The 16,828-nt window shown below is 62.4% G+C and carries 18 protein-coding genes; 5 read left to right on the top strand and 13 right to left on the bottom strand.

Annotated elements, in window-relative coordinates:
• Nucleotides 1-91, bottom strand: a 91-nt coding sequence (locus tag ABB33_RS18530; protein WP_152984998.1) for a transposase, incomplete at its 3' end; no start/stop codon positions are given.
• Nucleotides 92-128: 37 nt separating this feature from the next.
• Between ABB33_RS18530 and ABB33_RS18950 the strand changes: the two genes are divergently transcribed.
• Genes ABB33_RS18950 through ABB33_RS07220 form a run of 5 tightly spaced genes read left to right on the top strand, consistent with a single transcriptional unit; the run spans nucleotide 129 to nucleotide 8,112 of the window.
• Nucleotides 129-1,046, top strand: a complete 918-nt coding sequence (locus tag ABB33_RS18950; protein WP_211260869.1) for a restriction endonuclease subunit S — start codon at nucleotides 129-131, stop codon at nucleotides 1,044-1,046.
• Complete coding sequence (locus ABB33_RS07235) at nucleotides 1,043-1,789, top strand: abortive infection family protein (protein WP_056931683.1); 747 nt, start codon at nucleotides 1,043-1,045, stop codon at nucleotides 1,787-1,789. The genes ABB33_RS18950 and ABB33_RS07235 overlap by 4 nt, the downstream gene beginning before the upstream one ends.
• On the top strand, nucleotides 1,786-4,077 hold the full coding sequence (locus tag ABB33_RS07230; protein ID WP_056931682.1) for an ATP-binding protein: 2,292 nt from the start codon (nucleotides 1,786-1,788) through the stop codon (nucleotides 4,075-4,077). The genes ABB33_RS07235 and ABB33_RS07230 overlap by 4 nt, the downstream gene beginning before the upstream one ends.
• Entirely contained in the window at nucleotides 4,077-7,220 is a 3,144-nt protein-coding gene (locus ABB33_RS07225) for a type I restriction endonuclease subunit R (protein ID WP_056931681.1), read from the top strand. Before ABB33_RS07230 ends, ABB33_RS07225 begins: the two co-directional genes overlap by 1 nt.
• Nucleotides 7,204-8,112 (top strand): GIY-YIG nuclease family protein, encoded by a 909-nt coding sequence (locus tag ABB33_RS07220; RefSeq protein ID WP_211260868.1) that lies wholly within the window; start codon nucleotides 7,204-7,206, stop codon nucleotides 8,110-8,112. The genes ABB33_RS07225 and ABB33_RS07220 overlap by 17 nt, the downstream gene beginning before the upstream one ends.
• Nucleotides 8,113-8,154: 42 nt before the next feature.
• Here the strand turns inward: ABB33_RS07220 and ABB33_RS07215 are convergent, their stop codons facing one another.
• The 12 genes from ABB33_RS07215 to ABB33_RS07160 all read right to left on the bottom strand — a co-directional run bounded on the left by ABB33_RS07215 (nucleotide 8,155) and on the right by ABB33_RS07160 (nucleotide 16,826).
• Nucleotides 8,155-8,655, bottom strand: coding sequence for a hypothetical protein (locus tag ABB33_RS07215; protein ID WP_056931679.1), 501 nt, complete (start codon nucleotides 8,653-8,655; stop codon nucleotides 8,155-8,157).
• Complete coding sequence (locus ABB33_RS07210; protein WP_056931678.1) at nucleotides 8,652-9,152, bottom strand: lysozyme; 501 nt, start codon at nucleotides 9,150-9,152, stop codon at nucleotides 8,652-8,654. Before ABB33_RS07210 ends, ABB33_RS07215 begins: the two co-directional genes overlap by 4 nt.
• Entirely contained in the window at nucleotides 9,149-9,376 is a 228-nt protein-coding gene (locus ABB33_RS07205; protein ID WP_045667467.1) for a DUF7940 domain-containing protein, read from the bottom strand. The genes ABB33_RS07210 and ABB33_RS07205 overlap by 4 nt, the downstream gene beginning before the upstream one ends.
• Nucleotides 9,373-9,678, bottom strand: a complete 306-nt coding sequence (locus tag ABB33_RS07200) for a DUF6127 family protein (protein ID WP_056931677.1) — start codon at nucleotides 9,676-9,678, stop codon at nucleotides 9,373-9,375. The genes ABB33_RS07205 and ABB33_RS07200 overlap by 4 nt, the downstream gene beginning before the upstream one ends.
• 65 nt (nucleotides 9,679-9,743) lie before the next feature.
• Nucleotides 9,744-10,094, bottom strand: a complete 351-nt coding sequence (locus ABB33_RS07195; protein WP_056931676.1) for a DUF2793 domain-containing protein — start codon at nucleotides 10,092-10,094, stop codon at nucleotides 9,744-9,746.
• A gap of 2 nt (nucleotides 10,095-10,096) precedes the next feature.
• A complete protein-coding gene (locus ABB33_RS07190) occupies nucleotides 10,097-10,693 on the bottom strand; it encodes a glycosyltransferase family protein (RefSeq protein WP_056931675.1) in 597 nt (198 codons plus the stop codon).
• Nucleotides 10,693-12,966, bottom strand: a complete 2,274-nt coding sequence (locus ABB33_RS07185; protein WP_056931674.1) for a phage tail protein — start codon at nucleotides 12,964-12,966, stop codon at nucleotides 10,693-10,695. The genes ABB33_RS07190 and ABB33_RS07185 overlap by 1 nt, the downstream gene beginning before the upstream one ends.
• Nucleotides 12,966-13,172, bottom strand: a complete 207-nt coding sequence (locus tag ABB33_RS07180; RefSeq protein ID WP_056931673.1) for a hypothetical protein — start codon at nucleotides 13,170-13,172, stop codon at nucleotides 12,966-12,968. Before ABB33_RS07180 ends, ABB33_RS07185 begins: the two co-directional genes overlap by 1 nt.
• The gene (locus ABB33_RS07175) at nucleotides 13,169-13,396 is read right to left on the bottom strand and encodes a hypothetical protein (protein ID WP_056931672.1); all 228 of its coding nucleotides are present in this window, start codon (nucleotides 13,394-13,396) and stop codon (nucleotides 13,169-13,171) included. The genes ABB33_RS07180 and ABB33_RS07175 overlap by 4 nt, the downstream gene beginning before the upstream one ends.
• A gap of 18 nt (nucleotides 13,397-13,414) precedes the next feature.
• Nucleotides 13,415-14,203 (bottom strand): DUF2163 domain-containing protein, encoded by a 789-nt coding sequence (locus ABB33_RS07170; RefSeq protein WP_056931671.1) that lies wholly within the window; start codon nucleotides 14,201-14,203, stop codon nucleotides 13,415-13,417.
• Nucleotides 14,204-14,208: 5 nt separating this feature from the next.
• Nucleotides 14,209-15,771 (bottom strand): hypothetical protein, encoded by a 1,563-nt coding sequence (locus tag ABB33_RS07165; RefSeq protein ID WP_056931670.1) that lies wholly within the window; start codon nucleotides 15,769-15,771, stop codon nucleotides 14,209-14,211.
• Nucleotides 15,768-16,826, bottom strand: a complete 1,059-nt coding sequence (locus tag ABB33_RS07160; RefSeq protein ID WP_056931669.1) for a hypothetical protein — start codon at nucleotides 16,824-16,826, stop codon at nucleotides 15,768-15,770. Before ABB33_RS07160 ends, ABB33_RS07165 begins: the two co-directional genes overlap by 4 nt.
• Between the last annotated feature and the right edge of the window lie 2 nt (nucleotides 16,827-16,828).

Below are 16,828 nucleotides of genomic sequence, written 5' to 3'. Positions count from 1 at the left end.
AGCCTACGTCCACGACTGTAAAGCCGCGCTCGATTACCTGCTTCACCGCCTCTGCGCGGAACTCATCCGTGTACTGCTTGCTGTTGCCCATAAACACCTCGGTCATTGCCATCAATTATGGCGTCCGAGTGTCTACGAAAGGCTGGCCGGTCCAGAATCGAAATTTCGTTTACACAAAATCGATAACGGTTCCGCCTCCGAATGAACAACGCGCCATTGCCAACATCCTGGGCACATTGGATGACAAGCTCGAAGTCAACCGGCGAATGAATGAAACGCTAGAGGCGATGGCCCGCGCCCTGTTCAAGGCGTGGTTCGTGGACTTCGAGCCAGTGCGCGCCAAGCAAGAAGGCCGATGGCGGCGCGGCCAATCACTACCCGGCCTACCCGCGCATCTTTACGACATCTTCCCAGACCGACTTATTGAATCGGATCTGGGAGAGATTCCTGATGGGTGGGACGCAGGTTCATATGGGAGGATCGTATCGCAGCGATCCGAACGAGCGGGAAAGCGTGCGGTCACCGTGCTTTCAGCTGTGGCCAGCGGGAAGTTGGCAAGATCAGATGATCATTTTTCCAAGCGTGTGTATAGCAAGGACACAGACAAGTACTTGCTTGTTGAACAATGGGACTTTGCATATAACCCATCCCGTATCAATATCGGTTCCATTGGAATGTTAGAAGAGGACGTCGTTGGGGGCGTCAGCCCTGTGTATGTTGTTGCGCGCCCAAAGGATTCCTATCAATGGTTTCTCGAGTTTTCAATTCGTCGCGCCCAAACAAAGACGTGGATCAACACACTTGCGAGTGGAAGCGTACGTCAGTCGCTTTCCTACACAGATTTCGCATCAATTCCTTGCGTCATTCCTCCCGAAGCGGTAGTCGAGGAATTCAATCGAAGATGGTCCACATTGCGAGACGGGATCAGGTCGCGTGATGCTGAGTCCCGATCCCTTACCCATCACCGCGACACCCTGCTGCCTAAGCTCATATCTGGCGAATTGCGAGTGCCCGCCGCGGAGCGAATTGTCGGAGCGGTCGTATGACCTTGGATTGGTGCCCCGGCATCCGCGAGGCCTGCGAGTATTGGCGCGATGCGCCGATGCTGCAGCACACCTTTGAGGCGTTGCAAGCAAACATCGGAAGCGATAGTGACGCTTCGATCGACGCTGCGAAGGGGCTGGTTGAGTGTGTCTGCCGGGTAGTCATTGATCAACTCGACAATCCAACGGCACCCCTGAAACCTCGGGACGAGGCGGCGATAACCGAATGGGTGTCTGCGGCAACGCGGGTGCTCAGGCGCGGAGATGTTCGGGATAGAAAATTTGCAGACCTGATCAAGCACCACAACGGCTTGGCAGAGTCACTCCGCGTACTGAGGAACGACGCGGGGCCATTCAGTCATGGAAAAGACGGCTTCATCCAAGCCCTGACTGTCTATCACCGGCGCGCGGCAATCTTGGCAGCTGATGCCATCGTGGCATTTCTGCATCAGGCCTATCTGGACACGCAGCTCGACCCGATCAACTCCCGCGAACCGTGGGAGCGATTTGCGCAGGACAACGCGCTGATCGATGCACACGTGGGGCTGGCCGTGGACGCCGAGGACGGCGACTCACCAACCTTGCGCTTCCTGCTGCCGGGCGGCGATGAGCTGCCCATCAACATCGAAGTCAGCCGTTTGCTTTACCAACTGGATCGGGATGCCTACGTTGAAGCGCTGAACGCTGCGCGCGGCGCGCCTGCTCCGGCTGTGGAGCCCGTCGAAGGACACGGAGAGTCAGCATGAAGTTGACCCGCATCGCCAAGCTACGGCTCCGAGTGTTCCGCGACTTTGCTTGGCCAACAGAACTGCACTCGTTTGCGCAGTTCAATGTCATCTATGGATGGAACGGCAGCGGCAAAACGACGCTGTCATGGCTGCTTTCGCTCGTTGAGAAGAAGACCGCGCTCCTCGAAGGTGAAGCGGCACTGGAGATCGACGGCACAACGAAGGTCGCAGGCTCCGCTTTCGCTTCGGCGCAACTGCCCCAAGTGCGCGTCTTCAACCGGGATTTCATCAATGCCACCCTGTCACAAACGGGCGGCATTGCGCCGATCTACTTTCTCGGCGAAGACAGCATCGAGAAGCAGGCACGGGTCGAGCAGCTCAAGAAGGAACTTACCACGACCGACATTAAGTCGCGGACTGCTCAGGCCGACAAGACAAGAGCAGAGTCGAAGCTGGACGATTTCTGCAGGGACAAGGCGAAGCTCATCAAGGAGCTGTTGACCACTGCGAATAGCCAGACCTACAACAATTACGACAAGCGAAATTTCAGGCGTGCCGTTGAAGCAATGGATGCGCAGCAGGCGGCGGCCGCGACTCTGTCCGACGAGCAGAAAACACAGCTCCATAGCCAAAAGAACGCCCAGCCAAAGCCCCTTGTCGGGAAGGTCGTCGCGCCATCCATCGAACTTGATGCGTTGACGAGCGAGGTAGACACGCTGGTCGGTCGCTCCGTCGTCGCGCAGACGCTCGATGAACTGACCAGCAATGCCAAGCTTGCCGCGTGGGTGCAAGAAGGGCTTCATCTGCACTCGGGCGAGCACGCCTCCGACACCTGCCGCTTCTGCCAGCAGCCGCTTCAGGCAGCGCGTCGCGCCGCGCTCGAAGCTCACTTCAACGACGCCTTCGCGGGATTTCAGAAAGACCTGTCCGCCCTTCTCTCGAAGCTGAAGGCGGCCAAGCAGGCTGCGGCCTCACTGTCGCTGCCCGACGTTTCACGCTTCTATGAAGCGCTCGCGTCCGAAGTGCCATCAGCCTGCACGATGGTGTTGACGGCGCAGTCTGAGACCCAAGCCGCGCTCGATGCCCTCATCGCACGTGTCGAGGCCAAGCGCGATCAGCCGTTCGCCCCCGCCGCCACGCAGGTACAAGCTACGGCGAAACCCTCCTCGATTACCGACTCAGTCGCCGCATTCAACGGGATCGTGGAGAAGCACAACCGCATCTCCGCAGAGTTCACGGCGTCGGTCGACAGTGCGTGCAAGAAGCTTGAAGCCTCGTATGTCGCGGAGGCACACACCGAGTTTGTCCAGCTCTCCGGGGCTGTGAAAACCGCGACCGCCGAACTGGATGGCATAAAGGCTACGCAGGCAGAAACCCAAACGCAGATCAATGAGCTGGAACGCGCGATCCTCGAACATCGCCGCCCCGCTGACGAGCTGACTGCAGAGCTATGCGCCTACCTTGGGCGCGACGAGTTGCGCTTCGAGGTGAAAGGCACCGGCTACGCGCTGACCCGCAGCGGCCAGTACGTAGCGCATTTGAGCGATGGAGAGCGAACGGCGATTGCATTCCTCTATTTCCTCAAGTCGTTGCAGGACAGAGCATTCGACTTGAAGAATGGGATTGTCGTCATTGATGACCCGGTGTCGAGCCTCGATGACAACGCGTTGTTCTCGGCCTTCGGCTACATGAAGGACCGCACCAAGGATGCGGGACAGCTTTTCATCTTGACGCACAGCTTCTCGTTTTTCCGGCTGGTGAAGAACTGGTTCCATCATCTGCCAAAGCAGAAAAGCCCCCAAGTTGATCGACGACCCGGTAGGTTCTTCCTGCTCCGCACTCGTAGGCATGCTGACGGATCGCGCACTAGTGAACTAGGGCACCTTGACCCTCTGCTTGAGAAGCACGAATCGGAGTACCAGTACCTGTTCAAGCGCGTCTACGAGGAGGCTCACCGCAATGACGTTGTCCAACTGGAACACCACTACGGTTTGCCCAACGTCGCGCGCCGATTGATCGAGGCCTTCCTCGCTTTCCGCTTCCCCGAGATGAGCGGGGATCTCGGCCCACGACTCGAGCGGGTGGATTTCGACAGCGCGAAAAAGACCCGCATCCTCCGGTTGCTCAACACGTATTCACATGCTGGCGCAATCGCCGATCCGGGGCACGATCTTTCTTTGCTCGCAGAAACCCAACCGGTATTGCGCGACACACTCGAAATGATGATGGCTGTCGACCGTGAGCATTACGACGGGCTATTGAAGCTGGTGGCGATTCAGCCCATCGAAGAACAAGGAGAACCGTAATGGCGTTTCTTTCGGAGGCCGCCGTAGAGCTGGCATTACTGGAACAGTTGGGAGGGCTGGGATACAGCATCGAACGCGAGGAGGACATCGGCCCCGATGGACACCGACCGGAGCGCGAAAGTCACGATGAGGTTGTGCTCAAGAAGCGGTTTGAAGACGCCGTCGCGCGTCTGAATTCTGGCCTTCCGTTGGAGGCGCGTCAGGATGCCGTGCGGCGGGTGATGCAATCCGAGCTGCCATCGCTGCTTGAAGAGAACCGCCGTCTCCACAAGCTGATGACGGAAGGCGTGGACGTCGAGTATTACGCCGACGACGGCACGCTGACGGCAGGCAAGGTCGCGCTCATCGACTTCGAACATCCAGAGCAGAACGACTGGTTGGCGGTGAGCCAGTTCGTGGTGATCAACGGCCAGAACAACCGGCGGCCCGATGTGGTGGTGTTCGTGAACGGCTTGCCGCTGGGCGTGATCGAGCTGAAAGCGCCGGGCAGCGCCGGGGCGCATCTGCTGGGCGCGTTCAACCAGCTGCAGACCTACAAGAAGCAGATTCCGGCGCTGTTCAACACCAACGCGCTGCTGGTCACCTCGGATGGCATTGCAGCCCGGGTGGGTTCACTCTCGGCAGACCTTGAGCGCTTCATGCCGTGGCGTACCACCGACGGCACGGACGTTGCCCCGAAAGGTGCGCCGGAACTTTCGACACTGATTGAAGGCGTGTTCGAGCATCGCCGCCTGCTCGATCTGCTCTGTCATTTCACGGTCTTCGGCGAAACCGGTTCCGGGCTGGCCAAGATCATCGCGGGCTACCACCAGTTCCACGCGGTGCGACACGCAGTCAACAGCACGGTGACTGCGTCCTCGCCACAGGGCAATCAGCGAGTGGGCGTCATCTGGCACACCCAAGGCTCCGGCAAAAGCCTGCTGATGGCGTTCTACGCCGGGCAACTGGTCAAACACCCGGCAATGGCCAACCCGACGTTGGTGGTGCTGACTGACCGCAACGACCTCGACGACCAGCTCTTCTCGACCTTCTCGATGTGCCGCGACCTGATCCGGCAGACGCCGGTGCAGGCCGAGAGCCGCGAAGATCTTCAGAAGGTCTTGAGTCGGGCATCGGGCGGCGTGATTTTCACGACCTTGCAGAAGTTCGGCGAGATTGCGGAGCCGCTCACCACGCGCCGCAACGTGGTCGTCATCGCGGATGAAGCGCACCGCAGCCAATACGGCTTCAAGGCCAAGGTGGACGCAAAGACCGGGGAAATCTCCTACGGCTTTGCCAAATACATGCGCGACGCCCTGCCGAACGCATCCTTCATAGGCTTTACCGGCACGCCAATCGAGGCGGACGACGTCAACACCCCGGCGGTGTTCGGCAACTACATCGATGTCTACGACATCAGCCGTGCTGTCGAGGATGGCGCGACTGTGCCGATTTATTACGAGTCGCGGCTGGCGCGCATCGAACTCGACGAGGAAGAGAAGCCGAAGATCGACGCCGAGGTCAACGAGTTAACCGAGGAGGACTCCGAGGTCGACCAGGAGCGCTTCAAAAAGAAATGGTCAACGGTCGAGGCCCTGGTTGGCAGCGACAAACGCCTTGCACTGGTGGCCAAGGACATGGTCGCCCACTTCGAGGATCGCGTAGCAGCCCTCGACGGCAAGGCGATGGTGGTGTGCATGAGCCGCCGCATCTGCGTCAAGCTTTACGATGAGATCGTCAAGCTTCGCCCGGACTGGCACAGCACCGATGACAACGCAGGGGCGGTCAAGATCGTGATGACTGGCGCAGCGAGCGACCCGCAGGAGTGGCAGCAGCACATTGGCAACAAGGCCCGGCGCGATTTGCTGGCCAAGCGAGCCCGCGATCCCAAAGACCCGCTCAAGCTGGTGATCGTTCGGGATATGTGGCTGACCGGCTTTGACGCGCCGTGTATGCACACGATGTACGTAGACAAACCGATGCAGGGTCACGGACTGATGCAGGCAATTGCGCGTGTGAACCGCGTGTTCCGCGACAAGCCTGCCGGGCTGATCGTGGACTACATCGGTATCGCGCAAAACCTGAAATCGGCGCTGCAGCAGTATTCCAAGAACGACCAAGAAAATACCGGCGTCGACGAAGCGCAGGCCATCGCAGTGATGATGGAGAAGTACGAGGTCGTGCGGGACATGTACCACGGCTACGACTACGTCTCCGCGATGAGCGGCACGCCGCAGGAGCGCCTAGCGATGATGGCGGGGGCCATCGAGTGGATTCTCGACCTGCAACAGAAGCTGGCTGCGAAAGAGAAGACCAAAGAAGGCAAGAAGAACTCTCACCGTCGATACCAAGACGCCGTGCTGGCCTTGTCCAAGGCGTTCGCACTGGCTTCCGCTTCCGACGAGGCCCGCGAAATCCGGGAGGAAGTCGGCTTCTTTCAGGCCATCCGTGCCGCGCTGGTCAAGAGCAGTACTGGCTCCGGCGTGACCCAGCAAGAGCGCGAGCTGGCTATCCAGCAAATCGTCAGTCGTGCGGTGGTCTCAACCGAGATCGTCGACATCCTGGCCGCTGCGGGCATCAAGAGCCCTGATATCTCCATCCTCTCCGACGAATTCCTCGCCGAAGTGCAGCAGTTGGAGAAAAAGAACCTTGCGCTGGAAGCCTTGCGCAAGTTGATCAACGACGGTATTCGCTCGCGCAGCAAGGCCAACGTGGTGCAGACCAAGGCGTTCTCGGAGCGACTTGAAGATGCCGTGGCGCGCTACCACGCCAACGCCATCACCACAGCCGAGGTGCTGCAGGAACTGATCCAACTGGCCAAGGACATCCGTGCGGCGCGCCAGCGTGGCGAAGAGGCAGGGCTGTCTGATGAGGAGATTGCTTTCTACGACGCCCTGGCCGAGAACGAAAGCGCGGTGCAGATGATGGGCGACGACAAGCTCAAGCTGATTGCCCACGAATTGCTGATGAGCCTGCGAGAGAACGTGTCGGTTGACTGGGCCCACCGGGACTCTGCCCGCGCACGGATGCGGGTGCTTGTGAAGCGCATCCTACGCAAGTATGGCTACCCGCCCGACCTTCAGGACTCGGCGGTGCAAACGGTTCTGCAGCAGGCCGAGGCGTTGTCGTCGGGGTGGTCGGTGTCACGTGGAGGGACTGTTTGAAATGCAGCCGTTTTCAATCACGCTATTTGCCACGACTGGTGACCCCGAAGGCATTCGTCACCTCGACAAGTCGAACTGGTCGGGCTACGGGGTCGTCTTCAACAAGGAGCTTTTCCATCTGTTGAAGCAGGAGCCGGGCTTCTCGCAAGCCGGCATCTACATCCTTGTCGGCAACGCCGCTGAAGAGACGATCTACATCGGCGAGGCCGACCCTGTCGGCGACCGGTTGAAGAACCACGTCTCGAACAAGGAAGGTTGGGTGTGGGGCGTCTACTTCTTCGACCGCAACCACAAGATCGGAAAGACCGAAGTTCAGTACCTGGAGTCGGCGCTGGTTGCGCTGGCCAAGAAGCATGACCGGGCCATTCTGCTGAACAAGAACAACCCGACGGCTCCGACGATGGCCCCTGCGGCCAAGGCCACGGCGCAAGCGTTCCTGGCCGATATGTTGCTGATCCTGCCAATGCTCGGCATCAACGCCTTCACGCCGCCGAAGCAGGAAGACCCGAGCGATCAGGTGCAGCCCGTGGGGTCGGAGAGCGACAAGTTCGACACCATCGTCGTCCCTGCCCGCGAGGAAGGTTTCAAGCAACGATTCCTGAATGAGAACTGCTGGTTCGCCGTGAGAATCAACGCGAAGCACATTTCCAAGCTGAAGTTCATCGCTGCCTATCAGGTTGCCCCGGTCGCTGCCATTACCCACATAGCCGAGGTCGAGGCCATCCTGCCTTACAACGACACTGGCAAGTACATGATCAAGTTCAAAGGGCCTGCGACGGCGATTGTCCCGATCCCGCGCCCGGAAAATAGCGAGGTCAATATGCAGTCTTCGCGCTACGCGCTGCGGGAGAAGCTGCTGGCGGCGAAGAATCTGGACGAGGTCTGGGCGTAAGGGCGAGGCGCGTCGGGTAGGTAGAAGTCGGCCAGCACCAAGTCACTGTTTGGCGGCTGCATTCATCTCCCCGACCCACGCCTGCAACGCCCTCAGTTGCTCGGCGTTTTCGTGGCAGGTCTGGTAGTTGGCGGCAACGGTCCCGGCGACGGCAGAGAGCGCAAGGCCTGCGGCGGCCGCATCAGCATTTCGGGCGGACTCGGGCAGCTCACCGGCGGCGGCAGCGTCGTGCAAGCGCACAAAACCACGGTTGATAGTGCAAGCAGCATCAGCTTGAACGGGCACATAGACGGGAACCTCCTTGAAGATGGTGTCGCCCTTCTCGCGGATGACGCGGACGCGGTCGACGTACTGGGTGACGACCTTGACGGTGGCTTGTGCGTGCCGCTCGCGGGCGGCGGCGGTCTGTAGGGCTTGTTGCTGGATGGCGGCATCCCATTGCGCTTGGACGTGGCTCGCACCCTTGATCCAGCCAAAGCCAACCAGGGCGACGCCGAGTGCCGCGAGGGCCAGCAGCCGGTACGGCCACGGAATCAGGGTCACGACGCATCCCCGATGCACTGCCGGTATTCGGCTTCTCGCCGTGTAGCCAGCCCACCGCACAGGCGCGCGTTGGTGGGCAGCGCGCAGTCCTTGCCCTGGAAGAAGCGCCAGCGCAGCAGCTCGGCACAGGCTCCCGCGTAGTCCTCGGCGTTGAGTTTCCTGACCAGCGTGGACTGGCAGAACGCGCGGCTGCCGACGTTGTAGGAAAAGCTCACCAGCGCGTCGTACTCGTGCTGGGCAAGGGGCACGGTCACGCATTGCTTGAGCGCACCCTCGAACTGCTGCACATCGCTGAGCGCCCGAGCCAGCGCCTTCGGCGGCGTGGTGGTGTCGCCCAACTTCACGTCGGTGGTGGTGCCAAAGCCGATGGTCGGCACATCGCCCTTGACCGGGATCACTGCGCGGTCGGTGTAACCCTCGTGCAGCACGATGCCGACCAGCGCGGCAGCGGACAGCGTCAGCGCGGCCACGGTGCGTCTTTGCGGTGGCCGGATCATCGGTGCATCTCCGGCTGCGCCACGATGCGGGCCACGGTCGCGCCGATGCTGGCGGCGAAGGCCAGCAGCACGAATGCGCCACGCGGCAGCACGTCGCCAAACAGCGGCACCACCACTTCCGCCGCCGTGAAAGCAGCGGCCAGCAGGGAGAAGCGAATGCTCCAGGCCCGTCGTAACACGCGCCGCCAGTCGTCCAGCAGACATATCTTCGGCTTGGCGGTCATTGCACGCCTCCCATCAGCTTCAACTTGATGGCGGCCCCAACCAGCAGCGCGGCCAGGATGCCGGTGGTCACGACCTTGATCGTGGTCTGCCACGCCGTTCTGCGTGCATCGCGCCAAGCTTCCAGCAAATCGCGCAGTTCGCGGATGTCCTTCGCGGCACTGCCGTTCTCCAGCCCGAGATGGGCAAGGCAGCGCTCGGCTCCGCGTTCGGCGGCACGGTCGAGCAGTTCGTCGAAGTCCTCGCGGCGCAGCAGAAGCATGTTCTCTACGAGCGTGGCCGGTTGTTGTTCTGGTTCAGTCATTGCGGGTCTCCAGAAAAGCAAAACCCGCCTCGTGGGCGGGTTGCTGATGGGTCAGAAAAGTGAGTTCAGATGGCGATGCCCGCGCTCCAGCCTGCGGGTTTGTAGGCCGAGAGCTTGGCCTCGTCCTCGATGTAGCAAAGCCAGCCGATCTTGGGCGCGTGGTACTCCCAGGCATCGGCAATTCGCACAGCGATCTGGTTGGTTTTGCCTGCCCAAACGCCCGTGGCGGCAGCAGGCACGATGTAGCGGTCACCGTTGGCGGGGCTGGCCGGTGGCGTGGTCAGGTCGCGATCTTTGACAGCCAGGCCCACCGTCGCGCCCAAGCGCTTCAAGTTGGCGTCCATGCCGGTGTCCCAGCCGCTTTCGCCCAGCGTCCAGCCGTAGGTGAGTCCAAGGTTCGGGTCGGTCGATGACATGCTTATCTCCAGAGGGGTGCGGCTTGCCGGATACGCCTGACGGCTTCCGGATCGCCGGTTCGGTGGCTTTGCTGCGGGTGTTGTCGCCAATGACGACCAACGATGGGCAGGTACAGCACGCCGCCGCGCTTGGCCACGAGCAGGGTCAGCAGCCAGTCGGCGAAGTTGTTGAGGTCGGTGGTTTCCTTGAGCACGGCTTCGACGACGGAGCGCCGCATCACGATCAGGCCATGTACGTGGCTGGCGCTGTTCGCGTGCTGCCAACGGCTGTAGGCCAGACGCCGCACCGCGATGTCCTGGCCGTTTTCGTCGGTCAGTGCCTCGTCAGTGTAGGCCATCACGGCCTGCGGGCAGGCATCCAACGCATCGGCCAGTTGCCTGAAGGCACTGGCTTCGTACAGATCGTCTGGATCGACGAAGGACACCAGCGGCAGCGTGCCTTGCGCATAACCTGCCGCGCGTGCTTCCCCGATACGGCCCGGAATGCCCGGCAAAACGTGCAACTGGATCGGTGCGTCCTCGAGGCTGGCGATGCAGCCCTCCCGCCATTCGGCGGGCTCATTCAGGGTAAGCAGATGAACATCGATACGTGCTTCCATCACACACCTCCCCAATACTGTCCCCAGCGCAGGCCGTAGCCTGCGCGATCCATGACCCGCACCTGGGGCTGCCAGCTGCTCAAGCCATCGCGCTCGGCGCTGATTTCCACCGTGATGCGATCACCCAATGCACCGGCATCCAGCGCGGCAGCAGCTGCCGTCCAGACGTAGGTGGTGTCGAGCAGCCCCGTTTCCGTGTGCGCCAGCACGTTGTTGCGATTACGGATGTGCACCGTGTAGGTCACACCCAGTTCTGGCCCGATATCGCCTTCGTCTTGCTGCACGAGGTAGGCGGTCTGCTGGGTGCGGTCACGATGGGCCCACGCGATGGTGAGATCACCGGCCACAACGGCAGGCTCAGTCTGGCCATTGAGGCGGATGCGACCGGGTGGATACGGCAAGGACTGCCGACCAATCAGCACCATCGGCTGGCCATTGGCGGCCAGCACAGAGTCGCCCTGATCGGTCGACGTGCGAGGAATCGCGCCTACGAACACCGACTCGCCTGGGGCGCGCTCCGCACCTTCCGATGCCAGCCATTCACCCACCCCGATGAGGCGGGTTCCAGTCGTGTGCGAATGAGGTGTGGTGTCGAGCACGCCGCGTGCAAGGTCAACCGTGGCCGCAGTGGTATCGAAGTCCAGGACAGCGACGGCTTCGCGGATTTCACCGCTGCCATCGACCAGATAGGCGTAGTCGCCCACGGTCAGCCTTTCCGGCTGGCTGATGGCCGTCACCGGCACGCCGATGGCATCGGCTTCACTGGCAGGCAAGGCCGCATCGAGCGTGAACAATGGCGCGTAGTCCTCGCTGGCCACACTGGCGATCTCGCCTGCGGACGCACCGGTGGCGAGCAGCCAGTTCAGTTGCCCCACACCACCGGCAGCGGCCAGTGCACCGACTGCGGCATCGGTGTCGGTCAGGTAATCCAGCTCAGCACGCGACAAGGTGCGCGCCAGTTCCCAGTACGGAATCTCCACCGCCACGATCTGCGCGGGCGGCAGCGGCTCCAGGGTTGGTTCGTCGATGATCGGTGGTGGCGGGGCCAGCACCGCGTTATCCAGCCCGAACACATCCTCCATCGCCTCGATGCGCCACTCAGATGAGCCCAGTGTGCCGGTATCGATGCCGGTCACGCGCACCACCATCTGGTCGATGCCCAAGCGCGGCCAGTTGAGCAGGAACACGTCACCCGGCAGCGGCGCGCGTTCCAGCGTGTCGCGTGCCACGGTCAGACTCATCCGGGCCAGGGGCGAACCCAAGGCACGCAGATCCCGCAGCGCCAGCCGTGCGGCCAGCGGCCCGTAGTTGACGCCCGGGTAGTCGCGGCGCTGATTGATCACGCCGCCTTGCAACTGGATCGCGGCGAGGTTTTCCACGGTGACGGTGGTGTCACCGCCGGTTTGCCAGTCGGTGTAGACCACGGTCAGTTCGTTGGGCAGCTCGCCCCACTGGGCACGCTCGAAGCGTTCCAGCCGCACGATCTCGTCTGGCCCCAGTTGCGGCAGGCTGTCGATCCAGTAGTCGTCGCGCAGCAGCTTGAGCTCGAACGTGCCTTGCTCCGGATCGGTATAGAGAATGCCGCCGATGTGGTCGATGACCTGGCCGATGAAGCTCTCGATGGGCTGCTGGCGCGTCCAGATCAGATTCAGACCAAAGCCTTCATCCGACAGGGCCCACGCTGCATTCCAGAAGCTCCAGCCGATGCTGTCGTGCGGGTAGCCCATGCCCCAGTGCGGGTCGGTCAGGCATTGCACCAGGATGTGGGCCGGGTTCATGCCGACACTGATCTCGCGGCCCTGATCGTCGTCCCAGGCACGGACCTCGGCGTTCCACTCCATCCACGGAGAGTCGTGCCAGCCTGCCGTGAAGCGGCGCACGCGCACCGCCCACGGCTTGATGTAGGGATTGTTGGCGGCGAACAGGATCTGCCGCGCCACCAGTGACAGCACGCCCCGGAAGGCCGGAATGGCGCTGCCGAGGCGCGCCATCAGATAGTCGTTGCGTCCCTGTCCAGGGCCACCTGGCAACACATCGATGTTGCCGACCACGCCACCTTCACGCTCGTCACCACCGAACAGCGTGGGCTTGTTGATTCTGAGGGTGGTCAGGCCGTGCCCGCTGGACAGCGGCCCACGGTCGGCATCACCCCAAGCGGTGCGGTCGCCCATCTGGATCTCCTGCACGGCATCGACCGGGCCTTGGCACAGCACCAGGTGCAATCCCATCCGGTAGCGGTAGCCGACGGTTTGCTTTTTGCTGCTGCCGCCCATCAGTCGTGCCCCTGCCGGATGCGCGCGTGCTCCACCACCCTCAAGGCCATCGCGTCGCCGGTAGCCAGCAAGGTGTCGGCCGCGCAGCCGTCACGCAGAAAGGCGCGGAAGTCCAGGTCGTGGCGGGCGAACCAGACGCGCGTGCCGTTCACGCACAGGCCCACGGCGCGCACATCGTCGATGGTGACGGTCCCGTCCGTGCTCATTTCTTGCCTCCTTTCTTGCGGATCGGATCGGCTGCGAGATCGCCGTACCAGACCACGTTGGCACCGCGCAGCAGCACGGAGCCAAATACGACGGGAATCGGGCGGCCTTCTTCTGCGGTTGGGGCATCGACGTCAGACAGGGACGCTGGTTTGGGCTCGGGCGGTTTCGGGGTGAGTGCGACCGAAACCAGCGCCGCCACCACGATGACGACGAGGTACCACATGGAAATTCTCCGGAAGGGTCAGAACACGCCCGTCGAAAACGGGTTCTTGCTTGGGATGGCGGGAAAGCCGCCGTAGTTGTCGAGGTTGTTGAAGCGCGCCTGGCAGGTGTCCGTGCTGTGATCACAGCCGACGGTCAGCAACACCTCCGTGCCGGGCTCAAGGGCCGTTGGATAAAGCAGTTCGACGCCGCTGCCGTAGTCGCTGATGATCATGTGGCGCGCACCCTCCGGTGTTTGCAGCCAGCCACCGGCCAGGCCGCCGCTGACCTCACCCGGCACACCACCATCGAGCTCGACACTGCGGCCATACACCTCCAGGACGAAGGCGCTGGCTGTGATCGGCGACGCTCCGCAGGCAGTGGAATACAGCACGTGGGAGCACTTGCGGCTGTAAAGCCTGCGCAGGCCGATGCGCTTCAAACTGACTTGCGCGGACTCGCAGCGGATGCGGGCGGCGTCGGCGTCGATCTCGACGCCCAGCACCCGGCCCATCCAGCGCGTGCCCGACAGCCACCAGTAGTCGCCCCAGGTATCTCGTTGCCCGAGGCGCAAGGTAACCGAGGTGGTTTCGCCGGTCAGCGCGGTCGCCAGTAGATGGCGAACCAGATCGCCATTGGGTGGCAGCTTCAGTTCCAGCGCCGACTTTGCGGCTTCGGCACCCAGCGCCAGTTCGTTGCGCTCAATGGACAGGCTGGTGTACAGCGTGCCGTCGAGATCGACATCGAACTCGTGCGGCGTCAGATAGAACTGCGCGCTGTTGCTGGCAAAGGCGTAAAGCTCGACTTCCAGCAATGGGTTCTGGCTCATCGTGCTTACTCTCCCTCGTAGGTTTGACGGTCATTGCCGCGTGGTTCGGGCAACTGGCGCGCGGTCAGGGTGATTTCCAGCAGCGTCGGGCTGTGCCAGTACAAGTCGATGGCATCGTGGTCGAGGCGGCAGCGCACGAGCCGAATGACGCGGCTGCCTTCGGGTACCCAGTCGTCGAGGCCCGAGCGCAGCACCAGCACACCACCCTGATCCTGATGGCAGGTCGCCGTCAGGGCATATTGCTGATAGCCGTCCGGATGCACGATCAAGCAGGCGGCGGGGCGATGCCAGAACGCAGAGAGGCCTTTGCCGTCCACACGCAGGAAGCCATCTTCCGGGTCGGCTTCGGCCCTCACCCAGAGGATCGGAGCCAGGCCATCGGGGAGCCAAAAGGCGTTGAGCCGTCCCTGCGTTTCCCACAGGCGAGCGCGCCAGATCTCGATGTCGTCCAGGGTGCTGGCCAGATAGCGTCGCTGCAAAGTCGTCGTCGACCACGGATCGTCCCGGCGCACCCACGGATCTGCAGGCGAAAAGTCCTGGCGGGTGATCGTCGCTTGCGCGGCGGCCGTCGGATCGTCACGCCAGTTGCCATCCGGCCAGATCGGGATCTCGTCGAGCCATGGGTCATCCAGGCCATCCGTGTCCGGCATCTGCGCGGGCGTGATCGACGCCGTCACGCTGGCGCCAACTGTCCCCGGCACCCATTGGGTGAGATTCGCTGGATCGACGGCCTTGCCCCACACCAGCGGCATCACGCTACTTCCGGCGGCAGCCGTGCGGGCCAGAGGCTCGGCGAGCCACAGCAGATCGCCTTCCACATCGCTGAGCTGGGCAACTTGCCAGCCCTCAGGCGCAATGATCAGTACCCAGCGCTCGTCGCTGTCCCAGCCCTGCACGCCGTCGTAGGTCAGCCGCAGTTCAGCGGCCGGTGGGCCAAAGCGCCGCCAGTCAGCCTCCGATACCGCAAGTGTCAGCGCGCCCTCCTCAGCGCCCTCGGTGAGGTGAACGGCGTACTGTGGCAGCGGCCACCACGCGGTCTGGCCCAGATGATCGGCCAGCCAGTCGGCGACCAGGGCATCGGTCTTACGAGCATTGCCCACCTTGTAGGTGAGCCAGCGCCGAGGAACGCGTCGGCGTGCCTGCCGGGATTCGTTGCCACTGGCCAACCGCGTGACGCTGGTCTGCCACTCCAGCCGTTCGACGAGGGGCTCCATCCAATCGTGGCGGAAGGCAAACACACCGCGTTGCGCATCCGGCCACGGCTGGTCGCCAAAGGCTTCCATACCGGTGGCGACGATGGCGCTCGAGGCCGTGTCTCGGCGCAGCACTTCGACCAAGAAGGTCGGTGTATCGATGGGTGGCCAGGGGCCTGCCAACGATTCCGCCAGCAGGCTGGCCGCCAGATTGGGAGGCATCGGAGCCACAGCCGTTTCCGGCGTGAAGCGGGCTGCGCTCGCCCCAAAGGTGGCGCGCGAGAGCACCTCACTCTGGAATGTGGGCAGTTCGCTTCCCGGCGTCGGCGAGCTTCCAACCTCCGCAAGGTCTTGAACGACGACGCGATCCGTCATGCCGACTCCACGCCGAACTCAGCGGCATTGAAGGCGGCCTCCGTCCACTGCACGTTGCCGTTCGGGTTGCGCTCGAACAGCGTGCTCTGCCACGCCAGTTGCTCCTGCAGAATGATGTCGGTACTGACGGCGCTTTGCGCACCACTGACCACGAGGCCTTTGACCTTGCCCAGACCGGCGTCGGTCTTGCGGGCCAGCATCGTGAGCTGGACGCCGTAGATGGCGGGCGTGGCCATCACCGGCAGCGGCTCGACATCGAAGGACTGCCGCAGACCGACGCTTGGCGCATTGATCGCCGTAGCTTCGTCCTCGTCGCTCACGGCTTCCCATGCGGCGGTACCGACCGGGCTGGCCGTCCACTGGTTCAGGCTGCCATCGGCCTGTGCCTGCAAGGCATCGACGCGCACATCACCGAGGAAGGTATTGTTGATCGTGCCGCTGGTGTCGGCGATGTAGAAGTCGTCGACGTCGATGGTGAGCGGGCAGTTTTGGCCAGGCACTGCACCCACGAAAGCCGTGAGCAGTTGGCCACCGCCCTGAATCGTGTTCTGCGCCGTCATCTGGATGGCCAGAATCCCGTTGATGCGCACCGACAGCACGCCGTTGCTGGTGCCTTGCGTGACCTGCAACTCGATGTAGTGCCAGCCGCGCGCCGGAGCGCTGGCGACTGAGACAGAGATCAGCTGGTCGTAGCCGTATTGCCAGCGGTAGAGCTTGAGCCGCCCATCCTCGCCGATCTTCACCAAATGTGCGACCTGCGAGTTGGTATCGCGCACGCCGAGCAGCAAGGGTTCGGTATAGGTGTTCTGGTACGGCACCACGCGAATGGCCGCACCGACGATCAGGCTGGTCTTGGTGGCGTCGAGGTTCTTGACGTAGCCACCACCCGAGCCTTCCGGCAAACGCAGGGCATAGGAGGACGGGCGACGGCCATTGATGCGGATGGCCTGCGGTGACAGATACGCCGCTTTGCCACGCGCAAGCCACGGATCGCCAAAACTGTCCACGGCCTGCGGGTCGTAGTGATCGAAACCGTCGATGAACAGAAGTGCCATTG

It is taken from the genome of Stenotrophomonas acidaminiphila (assembly GCF_001431595.1).
In the GTDB taxonomy this organism is placed as follows: Bacteria; Pseudomonadota; Gammaproteobacteria; order Xanthomonadales; family Xanthomonadaceae; genus Stenotrophomonas; species Stenotrophomonas acidaminiphila.
This window is presented reverse-complemented; position numbering and strand designations above follow the sequence as displayed.

Excerpts from the sequence above, each read along its gene's own strand:
- ABB33_RS07235 (WP_056931683.1), top strand. The coding sequence starts at position 1,043 with ATGACCTTGGATTGGTGCCCCGGCATCCGCGAGGCCTGCGAGTATTGG.
- ABB33_RS07230 (WP_056931682.1), top strand. The coding sequence starts at position 1,786 with ATGAAGTTGACCCGCATCGCCAAGCTACGGCTCCGAGTGTTCCGCGAC.
- ABB33_RS07225 (WP_056931681.1), top strand. The coding sequence starts at position 4,077 with ATGGCGTTTCTTTCGGAGGCCGCCGTAGAGCTGGCATTACTGGAACAG.
- ABB33_RS07210 (WP_056931678.1), bottom strand. The coding sequence starts at position 9,152 with ATGATCCGGCCACCGCAAAGACGCACCGTGGCCGCGCTGACGCTGTCC.
- ABB33_RS07205 (WP_045667467.1), bottom strand. The coding sequence starts at position 9,376 with ATGACCGCCAAGCCGAAGATATGTCTGCTGGACGACTGGCGGCGCGTG.
- ABB33_RS07200 (WP_056931677.1), bottom strand. The coding sequence starts at position 9,678 with ATGACTGAACCAGAACAACAACCGGCCACGCTCGTAGAGAACATGCTT.
- ABB33_RS07195 (WP_056931676.1), bottom strand. The coding sequence starts at position 10,094 with ATGTCATCGACCGACCCGAACCTTGGACTCACCTACGGCTGGACGCTG.
- ABB33_RS07190 (WP_056931675.1), bottom strand. The coding sequence starts at position 10,693 with ATGGAAGCACGTATCGATGTTCATCTGCTTACCCTGAATGAGCCCGCC.
- ABB33_RS07185 (WP_056931674.1), bottom strand. The coding sequence starts at position 12,966 with ATGGGCGGCAGCAGCAAAAAGCAAACCGTCGGCTACCGCTACCGGATG.
- ABB33_RS07180 (WP_056931673.1), bottom strand. The coding sequence starts at position 13,172 with ATGAGCACGGACGGGACCGTCACCATCGACGATGTGCGCGCCGTGGGC.
- ABB33_RS07175 (WP_056931672.1), bottom strand. The coding sequence starts at position 13,396 with ATGTGGTACCTCGTCGTCATCGTGGTGGCGGCGCTGGTTTCGGTCGCA.
- ABB33_RS07170 (WP_056931671.1), bottom strand. The coding sequence starts at position 14,203 with ATGAGCCAGAACCCATTGCTGGAAGTCGAGCTTTACGCCTTTGCCAGC.
- ABB33_RS07165 (WP_056931670.1), bottom strand. The coding sequence starts at position 15,771 with ATGACGGATCGCGTCGTCGTTCAAGACCTTGCGGAGGTTGGAAGCTCG.
- ABB33_RS07160 (WP_056931669.1), bottom strand. The coding sequence starts at position 16,826 with ATGGCACTTCTGTTCATCGACGGTTTCGATCACTACGACCCGCAGGCC.